Annotated in this window: 21 protein-coding genes; 4 read left to right on the plus strand and 17 right to left on the minus strand. The window is 36.9% G+C overall.

Annotation, left to right across the window (positions count from 1 at the left end):
- Window positions 1-608, plus strand: a 608-nt coding sequence (locus tag WQ54_RS15310; RefSeq protein ID WP_046585162.1) for an IS3 family transposase, incomplete at its 5' end; no start/stop codon positions are given.
- Window positions 609-730: 122 nt separating this feature from the next.
- On the opposite strand, the gene WQ54_RS35655 is transcribed toward WQ54_RS15310, so the two are convergent.
- Together WQ54_RS35655 and WQ54_RS15320 are read right to left on the minus strand one after the other, a co-directional pair.
- Window positions 731-898, minus strand: a complete 168-nt coding sequence (locus tag WQ54_RS35655; protein WP_084822096.1) for a YbaK/EbsC family protein — start codon at window positions 896-898, stop codon at window positions 731-733.
- A 16-nt stretch (window positions 899-914) separates the two neighbouring features.
- Window positions 915-1,931, minus strand: a complete 1,017-nt coding sequence (locus tag WQ54_RS15320) for an alpha/beta fold hydrolase (protein ID WP_046585164.1) — start codon at window positions 1,929-1,931, stop codon at window positions 915-917.
- A 143-nt stretch (window positions 1,932-2,074) separates the two neighbouring features.
- On the opposite strand from WQ54_RS15320, the gene WQ54_RS15325 reads away from it, so the two are divergent.
- Window positions 2,075-2,977 carry a LysR family transcriptional regulator gene (locus WQ54_RS15325; RefSeq protein WP_046585165.1) on the plus strand — a complete coding sequence of 301 codons (903 nt, stop codon included), beginning with the start codon at window positions 2,075-2,077 and terminating at the stop codon, window positions 2,975-2,977.
- Between the two features lie 428 nt (window positions 2,978-3,405).
- On the opposite strand, the gene WQ54_RS15330 is transcribed toward WQ54_RS15325, so the two are convergent.
- From WQ54_RS15330 to WQ54_RS34745, 7 genes are all read right to left on the minus strand, one after another.
- Window positions 3,406-3,915 carry an AAA family ATPase gene (locus tag WQ54_RS15330; RefSeq protein WP_046585166.1) on the minus strand — a complete coding sequence of 170 codons (510 nt, stop codon included), beginning with the start codon at window positions 3,913-3,915 and terminating at the stop codon, window positions 3,406-3,408.
- A 100-nt stretch (window positions 3,916-4,015) separates the two neighbouring features.
- Window positions 4,016-4,792: a nucleotidyltransferase domain-containing protein gene (locus tag WQ54_RS15335; protein ID WP_046585168.1), complete on the minus strand. Its 777-nt coding sequence runs from the start codon at window positions 4,790-4,792 to the stop codon at window positions 4,016-4,018.
- A 201-nt stretch (window positions 4,793-4,993) separates the two neighbouring features.
- Window positions 4,994-5,329, minus strand: a complete 336-nt coding sequence (locus WQ54_RS15340) for a ribonuclease E inhibitor RraB (protein WP_046585228.1) — start codon at window positions 5,327-5,329, stop codon at window positions 4,994-4,996.
- Window positions 5,330-5,438: 109 nt separating this feature from the next.
- A complete protein-coding gene (locus WQ54_RS15345; RefSeq protein WP_046585170.1) occupies window positions 5,439-5,906 on the minus strand; it encodes an NUDIX hydrolase in 468 nt (155 codons plus the stop codon).
- A 262-nt stretch (window positions 5,907-6,168) separates the two neighbouring features.
- Window positions 6,169-6,873, minus strand: coding sequence for a class I SAM-dependent methyltransferase (locus WQ54_RS15350; RefSeq protein WP_046585171.1), 705 nt, complete (start codon window positions 6,871-6,873; stop codon window positions 6,169-6,171).
- Between the two features lie 213 nt (window positions 6,874-7,086).
- Window positions 7,087-7,317 (minus strand): GNAT family N-acetyltransferase, encoded by a 231-nt coding sequence (locus tag WQ54_RS34740; RefSeq protein WP_231597540.1) that lies wholly within the window; start codon window positions 7,315-7,317, stop codon window positions 7,087-7,089.
- On the minus strand, window positions 7,302-7,682 hold the full coding sequence (locus WQ54_RS34745; protein WP_231597542.1) for a GNAT family N-acetyltransferase: 381 nt from the start codon (window positions 7,680-7,682) through the stop codon (window positions 7,302-7,304). The genes WQ54_RS34740 and WQ54_RS34745 overlap by 16 nt, the downstream gene beginning before the upstream one ends.
- Before the next feature lie 234 nt (window positions 7,683-7,916).
- On the opposite strand from WQ54_RS34745, the gene WQ54_RS15360 reads away from it, so the two are divergent.
- Window positions 7,917-8,414, plus strand: coding sequence for a CBO0543 family protein (locus tag WQ54_RS15360; protein ID WP_046585173.1), 498 nt, complete (start codon window positions 7,917-7,919; stop codon window positions 8,412-8,414).
- Window positions 8,411-8,878 carry a CBO0543 family protein gene (locus tag WQ54_RS15365; RefSeq protein WP_046585175.1) on the plus strand — a complete coding sequence of 156 codons (468 nt, stop codon included), beginning with the start codon at window positions 8,411-8,413 and terminating at the stop codon, window positions 8,876-8,878. The genes WQ54_RS15360 and WQ54_RS15365 overlap by 4 nt, the downstream gene beginning before the upstream one ends.
- Window positions 8,879-9,288: 410 nt before the next feature.
- Here WQ54_RS15365 and WQ54_RS15370 read toward each other — a convergent pair whose 3' ends face one another.
- The 8 genes from WQ54_RS15370 to WQ54_RS15410 form a co-directional block, all read right to left on the minus strand.
- Entirely contained in the window at window positions 9,289-10,122 is an 834-nt protein-coding gene (locus WQ54_RS15370; protein ID WP_046585176.1) for a hypothetical protein, read from the minus strand.
- A 64-nt stretch (window positions 10,123-10,186) separates the two neighbouring features.
- Window positions 10,187-10,774, minus strand: a complete 588-nt coding sequence (locus tag WQ54_RS15375; RefSeq protein WP_046585178.1) for an NUDIX hydrolase N-terminal domain-containing protein — start codon at window positions 10,772-10,774, stop codon at window positions 10,187-10,189.
- A 630-nt stretch (window positions 10,775-11,404) separates the two neighbouring features.
- On the minus strand, window positions 11,405-11,785 hold the full coding sequence (gene gvpU, locus WQ54_RS15385) for a gas vesicle accessory protein GvpU (protein WP_046585181.1): 381 nt from the start codon (window positions 11,783-11,785) through the stop codon (window positions 11,405-11,407).
- Between the two features lie 17 nt (window positions 11,786-11,802).
- Window positions 11,803-12,645: a YtxH domain-containing protein gene (gene gvpT, locus WQ54_RS15390; protein WP_046585183.1), complete on the minus strand. Its 843-nt coding sequence runs from the start codon at window positions 12,643-12,645 to the stop codon at window positions 11,803-11,805.
- A gap of 21 nt (window positions 12,646-12,666) precedes the next feature.
- Window positions 12,667-12,975: a gas vesicle protein gene (gene gvpJ / locus WQ54_RS15395; protein ID WP_046585184.1), complete on the minus strand. Its 309-nt coding sequence runs from the start codon at window positions 12,973-12,975 to the stop codon at window positions 12,667-12,669.
- Between the two features lie 27 nt (window positions 12,976-13,002).
- Complete coding sequence (locus WQ54_RS15400) at window positions 13,003-13,287, minus strand: gas vesicle protein K (protein ID WP_046585187.1); 285 nt, start codon at window positions 13,285-13,287, stop codon at window positions 13,003-13,005.
- Window positions 13,241-13,528 carry a gas vesicle protein gene (locus WQ54_RS15405; protein ID WP_046585188.1) on the minus strand — a complete coding sequence of 96 codons (288 nt, stop codon included), beginning with the start codon at window positions 13,526-13,528 and terminating at the stop codon, window positions 13,241-13,243. The genes WQ54_RS15400 and WQ54_RS15405 overlap by 47 nt, the downstream gene beginning before the upstream one ends.
- Window positions 13,506-14,345 (minus strand): GvpL/GvpF family gas vesicle protein, encoded by an 840-nt coding sequence (locus tag WQ54_RS15410; protein ID WP_046585190.1) that lies wholly within the window; start codon window positions 14,343-14,345, stop codon window positions 13,506-13,508. Before WQ54_RS15410 ends, WQ54_RS15405 begins: the two co-directional genes overlap by 23 nt.
- Window position 14,346: the final 1 nt, after the last annotated feature.

Below are 14,346 nucleotides of genomic sequence, written 5' to 3' on the forward strand. Positions count from 1 at the left end.
AGCTTATGAACCTGCTTGGTATTAAGTGCCAAGTTCGTATGAAGAAATATAAGTCCTATCGCGGAAATGTGGGGAAAGTTGCGCCTAACGTTCTGAAGCGGGATTTCAAAGCGGATAAACCTAATCAGAAATGGGTAACGGATGTAACAGAATTTAGTCTTTTCGGACAGAAACTCTATTTATCTCCTATACTTGACTTGTTTAATAGTGAAGTCATCTCGTATACAGTAAAGTTCCGACCTACTTTTGATTTAGTAGGAGACATGCTTGAACAAGCTTTAGAGGTCTTAAATCCAGAGGATAAATTAATCCTACACTCAGACCAAGGATGGCATTACCAGATGGCTAAGTACCAGAAAACCCTTAAAGCCAAGAATATAACACAAAGCATGTCCCGAAAGGGAAACTGTCTCGATAATGCCGTTATTGAAAACTTCTTTGGCATCCTTAAAACAGAACTCCTCTATCTACAGGAGTTTAAAAGCATTGATCATTTTATAGAAGAATTACACAATTATATATACTACTACAACAATATACGAATGAAGGCAAAGTTAAATGACCTGAGTCCTGTAGAATACAGGTCCCAGGTCCAGCAAGCTGCTTAAGGTATATTGTCTAACAATTTTGGTTCACTTCATAGTATTGGCGAGTTTTCTTTGTTATTTAATTCCGAACCTTTTTCAACTAGAACAACCTATAGTTTGAGTACATTTCTTCACAATTGTCTTTAATCCAGATAGATTGCCACTTTAGAGTTGACCACAAACAGGCAAACACCACCTAATCTATGTCCAATGTATTCCTCCACTAGCTCACTGGGAATCATTTTTGGCTTTTGATGAAATGTAGCTTTATATTTTTTGTTGTCCACTCTAGCATTACCCGCCACAACCATTACTAATGATGATCGATCAGTCTGTACTAAGCTCCAACAAGCGTTTTAGGTTGTCATCAATAAATTTATTATCGACACTGTTGATTCCGCGACCGGCAAAATGGCCCCAGATTGACTCGATAGGATTAAAAACAGCATTAGGTAAAAGCTTAGCCTCGTATTCGTTTTCGTCCGCCGTGCAGAAGAGATCCGTGCTCCCTGGCATGACGCAGGCAAGCGCTTTAATGCTTTTGAGCGCCTCATCGAAATCTTCGTTATAAGCGGGGTCTGCACTAATATCGGCATTTTGGCCAGTCCATAACATAGCCAGGACATTGTGCGGATCCATCTTCATAAAGCTATCTTCCCAGACGCCAGCCACAAAATCTTCCAATGAGTCATATCCCAGTTCACGATAAAGTTCCTCTCTGTAAAACGCCTGAGATAGTCCCCATCCCGCATAGACACGTCCAACGGCGCGCATGTCTGCAGAAGTCAACTGGTTTAGTTTACATGAATCGAAGCCAACTGCAGCCATGAGGGTAGCTTTCATTCCGTCCAGGACCACATACGTTTGCGGCCAAGTCTTGGCACCACCACAGAAAGGTGCAATTCGTTCCACCATGTCGGGGTAACTTGCCCCCCATTGGAATGCTTGAATGCCTCCCATTGACCATCCAACTATGAGTGCAATCTTTTGAATGCCGAATTTTTCGGTCACCAGACGATATTGGAATTTAACGTTGTCATAGATGGTTACCTGCGGAAAATTAGCCCGGTCGAATGGAGGAGACGTGTTACTAGGAGACGAAGATAATCCGTTTCCCAGCAGATTTGGAACGATAATGAAATATTTCTGCGGATCTAGTGCCAAGCCGTTTCCTATCAACCATTCATTCTGAACATGCCGATCTCCAAAAGCAGTTGGATAGACGATCACATTATCTTTCTTTTCATTCAATTTTCCATATGTCTTATAAGCAAGAAAAGCGTTCGGTAACGTCACTCCTGATTGTAAGGTTACGTCACCCAAATCAAAAATCTCATAATCCATTGTATTGTCCTCCCTTCAAAACGAAACACAAACATTTAGAATGTATTTCTTGTTATCAGTATAAAGCTGTGTTAACCTCAATAAAAGTGAACAAAATTCAATGCAGCATTCAATAATATTGAAAGTAAAATGGGGGTAGTATGATGGAATTACGCCAACTGAATACGTTCCGTATGGTTGCATCTACTTTAAATTTCAGCCGGGCTGCGGAAGTGCTGAACTACGTCCCCTCAAACGTCACGATGCAAATAAAAGCATTGGAGGAAGAGCTTGGTGTTCGTCTCTTTGACCGCTTGGGCAAGCAACTCGTTCTCACAACTGCGGGTAAACGCTTTTTAACTCATATCCAAAGCGCTCTAGACAAATTGGACGAAGCCTGCAGTGTCGTTCATGACAATGAAAATCTAAGCGGCACACTAACGATAAGTGCCAACGAGGTTCTTTGCGCCTATCGGCTACCAGTTGTCTTCAAGCTATTTCGTTCGCGCTATCCAGGTGTTCGTCTCATCTTCCGCTCTGTTCCAAATCAGGAACTCAAGCAAACGCTTTTTGAGGGAATTGCGGATGTCGTCTTTATGCTGGACGAAACCATTCTCTCAACGGGGCTTACAGTGGAACCGTTACTGGAAGAAACTTTCCGCTTTTTCGTCGCTCCAGACCACCCTCTCGCGAAACTCACTGTACTACAGCTGGAAGATTTTCACGGAGAAGTGTTCCTGGTCAATGAAAAAGGTTGTACCTATCGAACCATGTTTGACCGGTCATTTGAGAAAAAGGGCATTGATGATATTACTTATTTAGAGTTTCAAAGTGCCGAAGCCATTAAACAATGTGCAATTACGGGAATCGGTATTGCCTTTCTTCCGGAATTAACAGTGGAAGCCGAAGTTGAACGGGGTGAACTTGTTGCTCTTCCATGGCAAATTCCGGACTTGCACGTATATACACACATGGCATGGCATAAACACAAGTGGCTTTCACCAATCATATTATCTTTCATAGAAACAGCAAGGGAAGTTATAGCTATAGAGGAGGAGAATAAATAGTAAGGCATCTTGGTGTGATAACTAAGGTGCCTTACTTTTATGATCCTCTATAAATAATGAGGAATTTTTTGCAGTTTTATTTAATAGAAGATTCTAACACATTTGCTAAGGTTTCGTGAAAAGTTTCACTGAACTATACCGCTTCGTTACTTAAATAAGTGTTCCTTTCGATAAAATGGTCAATAATTCCTTGCATTGAGGAGGAATTAAATAATTATTATCGAAAGCATGAGAAAAGTATGAATCTTATAAAAGAATAGAGGGTTTTTCTCCTCATACTTTAAAAGCCTATCGCCTTCAAGCGACACTTCTTATTCGATATTTTAATGACATAGAGATTGGTACACTTACAACCAATCAATTAAAATGCTACCTATCTGAATCTAGTGAACAATTAAAACCATAGGCTGTCCGTGAGAGACCGTAAGTTACTGTCGTTGGCGTTTATTTACTTCGCTTTGACGGACGATCTCGTCAACGACGTGCTCGATCGGTGCGGTGGCGTCGATTATAATTCCGTTTTTCGGAATGTCTTCTTTCGTTTGGTGCAATCGCGTAATGAGTTCCCGTTCCGTTTTCTTTCCGCCCCACTCATTTTCCGGTCGCTCGTCAAGCCGCCGGTTCAATGTGTCAAGGTCGACCTGAAGGACAAACACGCCGTCAAATAGAACTATGAATTTCGAAAAGTTCCTAGAACCACCGCAGAAAAATGTTACCGCCTCATCCTGGTTGGCTACAAAGGCTTTTACTTTATCTACATGCCAAATGTGGTGCTCGTGTGTGACGCTATCCGTCCGTGTACCAGTTTCCGGATCGCCTTGATAAGCCAATTCACGGTCACCATTAATGGCATGGTAGCCGAGCCGCTGCAATTCTTTGCAGACCGTAGTTTTGCCGGTGCCAGAAACGCCTTCAATCAAATAATTCCTAATGCCCATGGCTAAACCCTCCATTTCTGTCGCTAAACTGCCCCGTTTGTTAAATAACAATTGCCATTTCCTATATTGTACCATGGAAATCCGTGTTACCCTTAATTGTTTACCAATCTTCAGGAGCTACTTTACTATTAAATTTCCAATATTGCTCACTATCTCTACTAAACCGATTCCAAACACCTTCTTCAGGAACGTCCCAATTCGTAAAATCTAACACCAAGTTCGTCAATGCTTCTGCATTTGCGATTGAAGGCTCTTTTAGCAGCTTTTCCAACATTTCAATAAAAGTTTCTGGCTTTTCAGGTGCCGAGGACAATGATTTCATAAACTGTTTTCGATTTGGGTATAAGATTCTATTGTAAGCTAAAATTAATCGACCACAAAAAAAAGCTATTTTATGAGCAGTTTGTGATAACAAGAAAATATTTTCACTATATTCACCCAACTTTAGATATGCCATATGTACAGGAATTTGACTATAGAATGCTTTCATTTTCTCTGAACGCTCCCAATCAGGATACACCCCAATATTTTGTACAAGTTTACCTATGGAGGGGTCTCTTGTATATAATACTTTAGCTTTGTGAAATGCAAAACGCCATGGCTCAGGAGCACGAACACTTGCAATTTCTAAAAATTCTTTGCTTAACGAAGTTATACTAACTTCAGCAGGGAAATGCCCTCCAAAATCACTTGGATTTACCCCTGCTCCATCATCTGCAAATGTCAAATTTGCATCGATGATTAAACAATCTACATCGGAATCCTCTCTTTCTTCTCCTCTCGCGAGAGACCCTATAAGTATTAGAGCATCATATCTGGTATCCCTTTCCACTGCATCCTTCAGTAATGTGATGGTTTTAGATTGCTCTGGTGTCATAAAATCTCTCCTCTACTCAGAATTATCTACTTTTCGGACAAAATTTTAATAGATATATATTCTTTATTTTTCTACTAATTCCTTTATTATCCAACCTTCCTTATTCATGCAACAAGAAAAGGAGTTGCCGAAACAACTCCATTACCTTGAACTCAATCACTTTTTTCAAAAATGTACTGAACTTAAAAGAACATTTATCTATTAATCAACCATAACTCCCCATCCATCTGTGTAACCGCCATATGGCTTACTCAATTCATCAAGTCGTTTTTGTATATTAACTATATCTTCGTGAATTAATAACATTTTGACATAACAAAAACAAGTCCACTCTTCAGTCTCGTCATCTTGTTCTACTTCACAATGAAAGCCTTCCTCACTTAATGCTTTTAAGACAGCTTCGCCACTCTTTTTATCTGGAACTGAAATAAAAAGATCTACATTTTGCAGCTGTTTAAAATCTACACCTTCTTTATAGAGCATTTTTAATACTTGTCCATCTTCATCTTTAGGAAATTTTATAGGAAATAGATTCATGTTAATAGTCTCCTTGGTTTTAATGTAGAAAATACTTTTAAGAAAATAAGAAAAAAGCAGATTTTCCGCTGCTTTTTTACACTTTGCAACTTTGAAATACACATATGTATTATCCTATAATCGGTATTTGTTTTTTTGATAATAAATCATTAACCAACATTTTGTGTTCTGTAAATATATTTTTGGGTAGCTCTTCAAGAGAAAAAAACTTGTTTTGCATCGACTCTTCGTTGCTCTCAACTAATTCACCTTTAAATTGCCTGCAAATGAATGAGATTAGAACCAAAGATACTTGGTCTCCATTAGAAAACGTTTTATCATATTCCGGTCCAGAATAGATTCCAAATAACTCAAGCTTACCTAAATGAAGTCCAGTCTCTTCATACACTTCTCTCCTTGCCGTATCCTGAACGCTTTCCCCTAATTCCATAAACCCTCCTGGAAATCCCCATTGTCCATTATCTGTACGTTTTTGCATAAGCACTCGATTTTCCTTATCAAATACAAATGCACCTGCCACCACCATAAGAACTTTTTCGTGACCAACCATTGACCTTAAATGTTTTATGTAATCCATTGGAAATTCTCATCTCCCAATTTATCTATTATGTCTACATATATGTTTTTCTTTGTTCAATTCAAAGACTCATTATAAAACATTCATTTATCTTCTCAATTCCAATAGAAAATTAATTGGCTACAGATTGTGAACCCTTAACCTTTTTCCATTAAGAAAATATTCCGAAAAGAGATATAAGCAGTACCAACCAAAAGAATCCCCGTTAGTACCCTCTAACTATATAACTACTAATTGTAGAAAGGTAAAAAAAAGATGATAATCAATTTTTTTGAAATAGAGCAGTCAAAAAGTCAGGAACACCGAAAATATGATTTGGTTGTTCAATGACTTTCATTTTCCTTATTTCCATTTCCTTGAAATCTCTAAAAATATCCCTAAGTTTTTCCTCCGTATAACCTAATCCACCTTGCAGGCTTCGCAATCTATAAACATCCCAATCTGATATTTCTGCTCCCCCAAACTCTCCACCTTGGGCAAAACAGGCAATTGCAAAGAAACCATTTGGCTTTAAAGCCCTTCTCACTAATTGTATGTAACTCATTCTTCTATGAGGTGCAATATGGTGAAAACAACCTGAATCATATACAATATCAAAGGTGCCTTCCTCAATTTGTAAATCAAAGATATTTTCATTGATAAAGTTTACACTGACATTCTTTTCAGCCGCTCGTTCTTTTCCCCATTTTAGTGTTTCTTGGGATAAATCCACTGCATCAACAGTACAGCCTTTCTCTGCAATATAAATGGCGTTTCGGCCGGGACCGCAACCCAATTCAAGGACTTTCCCCGGCTTTAAAAGATTTCTGTCAAAGTAACTAACTAAATTTTCATCAGGAACATTTATGAAAAAAGGAACACCCCTTTCACGGTCAGAATAAAACGTATTCCAAAATTGAGTTGGTTCTCTTAATAAGGAATCTAACATATCCAATAAATCATCATAGTTATAAATCGTTTCTTTCATAAGATACCCTTTCTTGACAATAGTTTTTTCCTTTATAAATGTACACTTATTTACTAATACCTTTGTTAAGGGAATATTGTAAATAGATTATTTTACACGAAGCGTTTTAATCTCAAAGAATAGTTTTAATCAGTAAATTAAATTTTCACATTCTTAACTAGTAATCTATTTGTCAAAAAATATCTGCACCACTCGTACAAATAAGATTCAATGCTAGGAGTATCTTCTTTCTAATAAATCCATCAACCTTTCTTTCACTGACTCCCATTCACTATCAAGAATACTGTAAAAGATATTGTCGTGAATGGTTCCGTCTGCCTTTATTCGATGTTTACGAAATGTTCCTTCCTTTGTTGCCCCTATTCTTTCAAGGGCTTTTTTAGAACGTTCGTTTTGTCCGCTTACAGAAAATTGGACACGAATGACGTTTAATTCTTCAAACAATATCGTAATAATAAAAACTTACATTCTGTGTTTACCCTAGTTTTCCAAACTGTTGGAGAAAGCCAGGTCCAACCGATTTCCACATTTCGATTTGCTGGATCGATATCACCTATACGAGTTGATCCTATTACGCTACCTGTCAGTTTGTCCTGAATTATAAAAGGTATTTGGTTACCCTCCTTTTTATGGTGGACAGCGATTGTTAGTATTTGTTCTATATCCTCCAAGGTTTTAACCTCTCGCCAGGTATATTTCCATACTTCAGGGCTTTTTAACGCTTCAAACAATTTTTCTTTATGCTTCAGCTCTAGAGGAATAAGAGAAATTGAATTTCCTTCTAAAGATATATCTGTATTAATTATCATGCAATATTGTCTCCCTGTATAAGTAAATTAGTCTTTGTCCCTTTTAATTCTATATGAATAAGGATTATTCCTTTTCGAAAGAAATGCTCCTGAGACTATAAAACAAACCTGACCCTTTTATGCCGTTTTGAAGCTTTTCTGCTCCTACGTTATGGAATATATTTAAAGAAATTAGAAAATACTTTTACTGAATACAGTAATGATGATCTTATTGGGAGAGGGAGTTTCTTAGACATGCTGATGGAGCATTGGATCCTGGTAGCAATGTGGGTTTTCGGTTTTGTTGGCTTTCTTCTCTTAATTCCGCGCAAAGATCGGCGCAAGGGTTGGTTGGCATTTTTGATGTTTCAAGCATTCATTTGGCTTTGCGATATGCCTTCCTTTCAATATGGGTTGTTAAGCGCGCCTGTCCGGGAGTTCCCCAAAGCGACAGATCTTGCTATTACCATCAATTATTTCTTTTATCCCGTCATGTTTTCCATATTTTACGTCCATAAAAAAGGAAATGGCTCGATCTGGTCAAGATTCGCATACTTTTTTGTTTGGATCTCGATCATGACGTTGTTTGATGTTGTTCTCGAGAGATATACAGATTTATTAGAATATGGATTCATTACTTGGTATGGAATGCTGATTTATATTGGATTTCTCTTTTATGTCAGTCAAGTCTGCTGCAATTGGTTCTTTAAGGACAAATCCTTGTTTCAAGCAGAGGAATGGGAGACCAAATGAGAATAGAATGGTGGCTCTTATTATCGGTGTACGTATTTGCAACAGGAATTCTTTTCTTCATTCCGAAAAAGAAAATTCGACTTGCGGTAGTGGCATTTTTATTTAAACAGATTATTACCTTTCTTATCGGTTTAGTGGTCGTAGAGCTGGGGCTAATTGAATATCCTATTCGATTATTTGCTTCCATCAATCGAACCAGCTTCACGTATGAATATTATGCTTTTCCAGTCGCATGTGCGGTCTTTAATGTGTGGTATCCCAATAATCGGAGCAAGCTTATTCAATTTGGGTATTATGCTGGTTTTACTTCTGTGTTGACGATCGCAGAAGTGATCATCGAAAAATACACCGAACTCATCTATTACATACACTGGGAATGGTATATTTCTTGGATTACTATATGCCTTTCGTTTTTTTTATCGCGCATATTTTGTGTTTGGTTTTTCGCAAAGGGGAAAGCTTGATTCATGTGCAATTTTTAACAATGATAAGCTGCATTTTGGACATCATATAAAAACAGGTGAATGTGGAAATAAGGATTCTATCCTCTATATTGGAATACTAACGATGAGGATACATACTCAAGGGAGTAGTTTATGTAAATTTCATTTGTTTTCTTTTATATTATAAACGGTTTGATTTTTGGTGCTTCGAGTCGTAGTGGGAAATGATTATATTCTTTTACCTACCCATATAATCATTTCATATGCCATAGCATTTTTCCATAAATTTGTTTTCAGTCAAAGCAGCATTTCTAAATTAACTTGCTTTACCTATTAAATGAAAAATACCAATTACAATCCCCTGAGTTCTTGTAAATATATGTCATCTGAACAAGAAAAAATAATACACCCACAAATGGGTGCTTCAACTATTACATGACCATATTTAAAATTTCATTTACCAATTCTGGATTTTCATCGATCCCATGTTTTTCACATAAAGTGTTATGGATTTTTATAAACTCAGGGACTATGCTTCTAATGGTCTTTAGTATGTCCTCTGGTTCTCTACTACAATGCCATTGTGCTAGCAGTTCTAATTGCCAGACACTCAGTTTACTTCTATTTCCTTCAAGTTTTGCCCAATCTCCAAACGTATTAGGTTGTATTTCTGCTTCCATATACCAAGCTGCTGTTATGGACAACCTTAAATTATCTACACAGTGTAAGGCATAATAAATTTCATTTCTCATTACTCTTCGGTAGGCTTCGTGAACATAAGCAAAAAATTTCGTTCTCCAAATTTCCACTTCTTCAACAGTAGGTATATAGGATAAAGCCATTGATTTCTTTAAGACTTCTTTTATTAATCCTGTTGTATCTAATACAATTTTTATATTTTGAAGCCAAACGGACGGCTTAATATCTTTCGTTTTATAATAAAAGCTATCAACTTTTATAAAAGTATTGTAATGAGCAATACTATGCGTTGCCCAAGGAAAGTCTTCGAAAAATAGGACATTACCCCAATTTTTCGCCCTCTGTTTTTTGTTTACCCTATATTTCTCAAACGCTTCATCTTTAACCACTATACGGAGGTCAATATCTGAATATAAATCAGTGTTTTGATTTCCGATTGACCCTCCATAAAAAGCAGCCAAAACATTGCGATCATTTTTCAAATCTGATTCAATTGCTGCCATTAAGACTTGGCGTTGATTTGGTATATCTAAGTCTCTTTGTCTGAATTTCGTTTCTAATCCCACACATGACGAACCAGCTCCTTAATTCTGCCAATGGCAACTTAAATTCACTTAGTTAACATATTGGTTATTTTGAATTAATAAAATCATACGCCCTTTTAACCATATCGAAGTGGTCTCCATGCCATTTTTCCACTTCAGAAATATTATAGAATCCGATTTCTATGCTTTCAAAAGATGCTTGCATACTCCCATCCAGTATTTCGCACACAAAAAGGAGATGATAAGAGGTATGTGGCTGTCCAAAATCTCCTGGTTTTCTTGTAAATATATCAATTAGTTCGTTGACCTTTACATTCAGCCCTGTTTCTTCTAAATACTCTCTTTTTAGTGATTCTTGTGGACTTTCGCCAGTATCACACCATCCACCTATAATACCCCAAGTTTCATCATCAGAACGACGTTCTAAAAGCATCTTTCCGTCTGTAGAAAGAATGACACCGCCTACACCAATTTTTGGAGTTATATGTCCAAGTTCACTCTTAAACTTTTCAATAATTATACTTTGCTTAATATCGCTTAGCTCGGAGTATTCTTTACTTGCCAAATCCAGCAATTTTTCATATCTTTCAATATCATACGGATTATTTGCGTATCGTAATCCTAGTTGTGCAATGGAACGAATGTGATCTAATAACGAAAGCCTATTCTCCAATTTCGCATCCTCACCTTCAAAAATAAAAATTAAATCTGCAAATTCATATTACCATAATAATTCCATCGGTTATTCAACTAGACTGCCAGAAAGTTAAATAAGCACTATACAGCGAATTTTGATAAGCGTAAACTATCGTAAGTATCGATAAAACAGGTGAAGATGATTGGGACCCAAATGACGTTAAAATTAAGGCTGTATTCAGTATCAAGTGCAAGATAAACTTCTGTCCTGTTACTAACTGCCTTCCTAAAGGGGTCGAAATCTTGGGTAAATATAAATCTACTTACCTCTGAAAAGAATGTTCCTTTCTGTTTATTATTCAATTCTGCAAGATCAATTTCTAATAGTAAGATATAGGTCATATTTTTTTATCTACCTTAAGTAATTAATTAAATGAAAAAGTATCTTATATTATAAAATTAAACGTAATCTTAAAATTACCTGCTATTTAACTAAGTAATTGATGAGTCAATAGCTGCATTACAAACATTATTTAATCTTCTTAACCTGCCATTTCGATCCTATCTTCTCCAGAGTCAACTTGCTTTTAACTGCCTACTAAAAAAAACCTCCACTCCTCAAGAGTCAGCTGACCCGAAGAGCGGAGGCTTCTTTTTATAAATATTCTCATCCATCAGAGATTTTCCCTAAGAAGAACCCATCAAGTTCGGTTAATTTTCCTCTCCAGAGGATATCCCCTTTTGAAGGTGTTGGTTTGTTATCACCACAATAAACTTTAGCGCTTTTTAAGTGAATGAAATGGGCTTCAGTATCGTTGATTGCTTCTGCTGCCTGTGCAAGCTGATCACTTATTTTTTGAGCCACTTCACTTCCTTCTGCAAATGTTTCACTTAATGTTTCAAAGTATTCTTTTGCTGAGACAAGTGTTCCTGTCACGATCGCTCCATTTACATTTAAAGAAATATCGAGTGAGAAATCGTGCTTGTTTGCAGCTTGTACGAAAGACTCAATAATGCTGTCTTTTGATTTGCTGTGTTCATTTGTCATCTTCACTTCTCCTTTCTTTAAGAAGATGTGTCATCATTACTTGAAAGGGTTGTATCTTTCTTCTCCTCTACATTATTAGTTGTTTCATTCGATTGATTCTTTTCTTGACTTCGCTTGTGGTTGCTGCTATTCTCATTTCCTTCTGCTTGATCTTCTGTTGACTCGTTTTCCTTATTCTTAGAATTACCTTGATTCTTTTCTTGATTTCGCTTATTAGTATCATCCTCGTTGTTGCTATTTTCATTTCCTTCTACTTGATCTCCTGTTGACTCATTTTCCTTATTCTTGGAATTACCTTGATTGTTTTCTTCCCCTTCCTCATGCTCTGACGTCTCCTTACTATTTTTATCGTTTTGCTGGTCACCGTCTTTTGGCTTTGTCAGTAATTCCTCTAAATTCTCCAGCCGCTCATTCAATCTTTCATTTTCCTTCTTCAATTCCTCATATTTACTCTTCGTTATCTCTTCATCTTGGGAACTCGTTTCATTTTCTGTGGTTTCCTCTTGATCGGAAGACTTTTCATTTGACTCATTGTCCTTTTTGAATAAACTTTTGGCAGAATTTTTAAGTGAACCTGCTGCTTGCATGGATTTTTCTTTTGCGGATTGACCTAAGTCCGTTCCTTTACTTTTTAATTTTTCATAGTCAATTTTATCCATCAGTTTTTTCCCATTTTCCGGTGTAGCTAAATAGCCAACTGTTGCACCAATTAGACCCCCTGCGATTGAACGCTTCATTGAATTGCCATTAGAATTCGTTTGATTATTGGTTTCATTTTTATTTTGATTTTCGTTTTGATTCATAGATTCATTTTCTTTTGTTTGATTCATTTTCTTTTCTGCAATTTTTGTTTCAGCCATTTTAAATACCCTCCATTTAAATTAAGAATTGGTTTCTAGTTTTTTTTCAAGAGATTCCAATCTCTCGTGTAATCGTTTGTTTTCTTCTTCCAGTGCATTTGCTTGATGGTTAACAGCTTTTGAGCTTAAATATGGATCTGTTTCCCACCAATCCATGCCGATCTCTTTTGCTTTATCAACAGAAGTGACAATAAGACGTATTTTAATAGTTAATAATTCGATATCCGCTATTCCTACGGTAATATCGCCTGCAATCACGACACCTTTATCAAGAATTTTCTCTAATACATCCACAATTGTATTGGATTGCATCGAAGGTTGAACTGTCATTTTGCCTAGTCCTCCTTAAGCGTTCTATTACAATAAGCTTCCTAAAGGACCGAGATCAATATTTAAATCCTCTGTATCAAGGTTAAAAATTTCTTTTAGTTCTTCCATTTTTTCTTCCAGATTCATTAAAGCTTCACCTAGGTTTTCAATTTGTTCATCAGTCAAAGTACCTCCTTCAACACGTCTTATGGCATGTCTCTCGACAATTTGCCTTAGCAATTCAATAACCGTTAAAACGAGCTGTGCTAACCCATGCTCCGCATTGTCAGGATCCAAGTGAATTCTCCCATTTGTTGGGCTGGCCGGTTGCATTGATTAATTCCTCCCTTTGCTGATCAAAGTGACTAGATGAGATTGTGTCTCGGTTTTCATGTTGTGCTTGAACAAGGCTTTCCACTGATGAGATTAACACCCGTAAATCTAAATAAACGAGATCTACACCTGCAATGGAAATGACTAAATCTGCCTTTATGGCAACACCTTTATCAAGAATCACATCCAAAATGTCAATTAACGCAATTTCTTTGTCTTCAATTGATTCTCTTATCGACATGATTTCCCTCACCTATGAAACTGGAAAAATGGTAGGCCGGCCAAGGACCTGATGCTTCGAATCGCCATCCCGATCCACGCATGTTTTCTTCATATTGTTTTACCTGATTCAAAAACGGCTCTACATTCTTTTCAGAAACAAGGTATACGCCATTCCATGTCATATTCTCCCTTCTTCCTGTCATATCTTTGTTCCAATTGCGTTTTACATTCCCTTGAATAACAAAGTGTTTTAATTGGTGATGAATGGTTTCACTGACACGATTTTTTTCTTTTTCAAGCTCAGAATCAATTAACTTATCCATCTTTTTTAATTCAAAGAACTGCCTGCCTTTTGGTAATCCGCTAATCTCTGCTTTTTTTGCTTCAATAACCGGATTTTTCTCACTAACATGTTTCTTTAATAGCGAATCCTCACAATAGATTTTGAGATTCCATTCTTCATTGCCTGAAAGAGCCTTGAATGTTGCAGCTATTTTTTCTCTGGTCGATTGAATAGCTTCGATTAACCGCTCTTGGCTTTGATAAATGGTACAAAATTTCATTGGAATGATCGTGTGCATTTTAGCTAGATTGATCACTGTTTCATGATGATGAAAGGCTTTTTCTTGCAGCCACTCCATATCCTGGTTTATTTTGTCCTGTATGATCTCTTCCGAATACTGCTTTGAATCCAGGTGACTAACGATCGCCGTGATATCCTGTATAGCAATGGTAAAAAGATCTGTCTGACCATCAAATCCCTTTATAGAAGGAAATACTTGATTTTCTGCTTCTTTTGTTGGCACCAGACCATATAGATAGATAAAATCTGCCACT

The sequence above is a fragment of the Bacillus sp. SA1-12 genome (assembly GCF_000981385.1).
In the GTDB taxonomy this organism is placed as follows: domain Bacteria; phylum Bacillota; class Bacilli; order Bacillales; family Bacillaceae; genus Metabacillus.

Bases quoted from the DNA above. Each gene is read 5' to 3' on its own strand.
- WQ54_RS15325 (WP_046585165.1), top strand. From the start codon at position 2,075: ATGGAATTACGCCAACTGAATACGTTCCGTATGGTTGCATCTACTTTA.
- WQ54_RS34745 (WP_231597542.1), bottom strand. From the start codon at position 7,682: ATGATAATTAATACAGATATATCTTTAGAAGGAAATTCAATTTCTCTT.
- WQ54_RS35655 (WP_084822096.1), bottom strand. From the start codon at position 898: ATGGTTGTGGCGGGTAATGCTAGAGTGGACAACAAAAAATATAAAGCT.
- WQ54_RS15345 (WP_046585170.1), bottom strand. From the start codon at position 5,906: ATGGATTACATAAAACATTTAAGGTCAATGGTTGGTCACGAAAAAGTT.
- WQ54_RS15340 (WP_046585228.1), bottom strand. From the start codon at position 5,329: ATGAATCTATTTCCTATAAAATTTCCTAAAGATGAAGATGGACAAGTA.
- gvpU (WP_046585181.1), bottom strand. From the start codon at position 11,785: ATGACAAATGAACACAGCAAATCAAAAGACAGCATTATTGAGTCTTTC.
- gvpT (WP_046585183.1), bottom strand. From the start codon at position 12,645: ATGGCTGAAACAAAAATTGCAGAAAAGAAAATGAATCAAACAAAAGAA.
- WQ54_RS15400 (WP_046585187.1), bottom strand. From the start codon at position 13,287: ATGCAACCGGCCAGCCCAACAAATGGGAGAATTCACTTGGATCCTGAC.
- WQ54_RS15405 (WP_046585188.1), bottom strand. From the start codon at position 13,528: ATGTCGATAAGAGAATCAATTGAAGACAAAGAAATTGCGTTAATTGAC.
- WQ54_RS15365 (WP_046585175.1), top strand. From the start codon at position 8,411: ATGAGAATAGAATGGTGGCTCTTATTATCGGTGTACGTATTTGCAACA.
- WQ54_RS15330 (WP_046585166.1), bottom strand. From the start codon at position 3,915: ATGGGCATTAGGAATTATTTGATTGAAGGCGTTTCTGGCACCGGCAAA.
- WQ54_RS15350 (WP_046585171.1), bottom strand. From the start codon at position 6,873: ATGAAAGAAACGATTTATAACTATGATGATTTATTGGATATGTTAGAT.
- WQ54_RS15320 (WP_046585164.1), bottom strand. From the start codon at position 1,931: ATGGATTATGAGATTTTTGATTTGGGTGACGTAACCTTACAATCAGGA.
- WQ54_RS15335 (WP_046585168.1), bottom strand. From the start codon at position 4,792: ATGACACCAGAGCAATCTAAAACCATCACATTACTGAAGGATGCAGTG.
- WQ54_RS15360 (WP_046585173.1), top strand. From the start codon at position 7,917: ATGCTGATGGAGCATTGGATCCTGGTAGCAATGTGGGTTTTCGGTTTT.
- gvpJ (WP_046585184.1), bottom strand. From the start codon at position 12,975: ATGACAGTTCAACCTTCGATGCAATCCAATACAATTGTGGATGTATTA.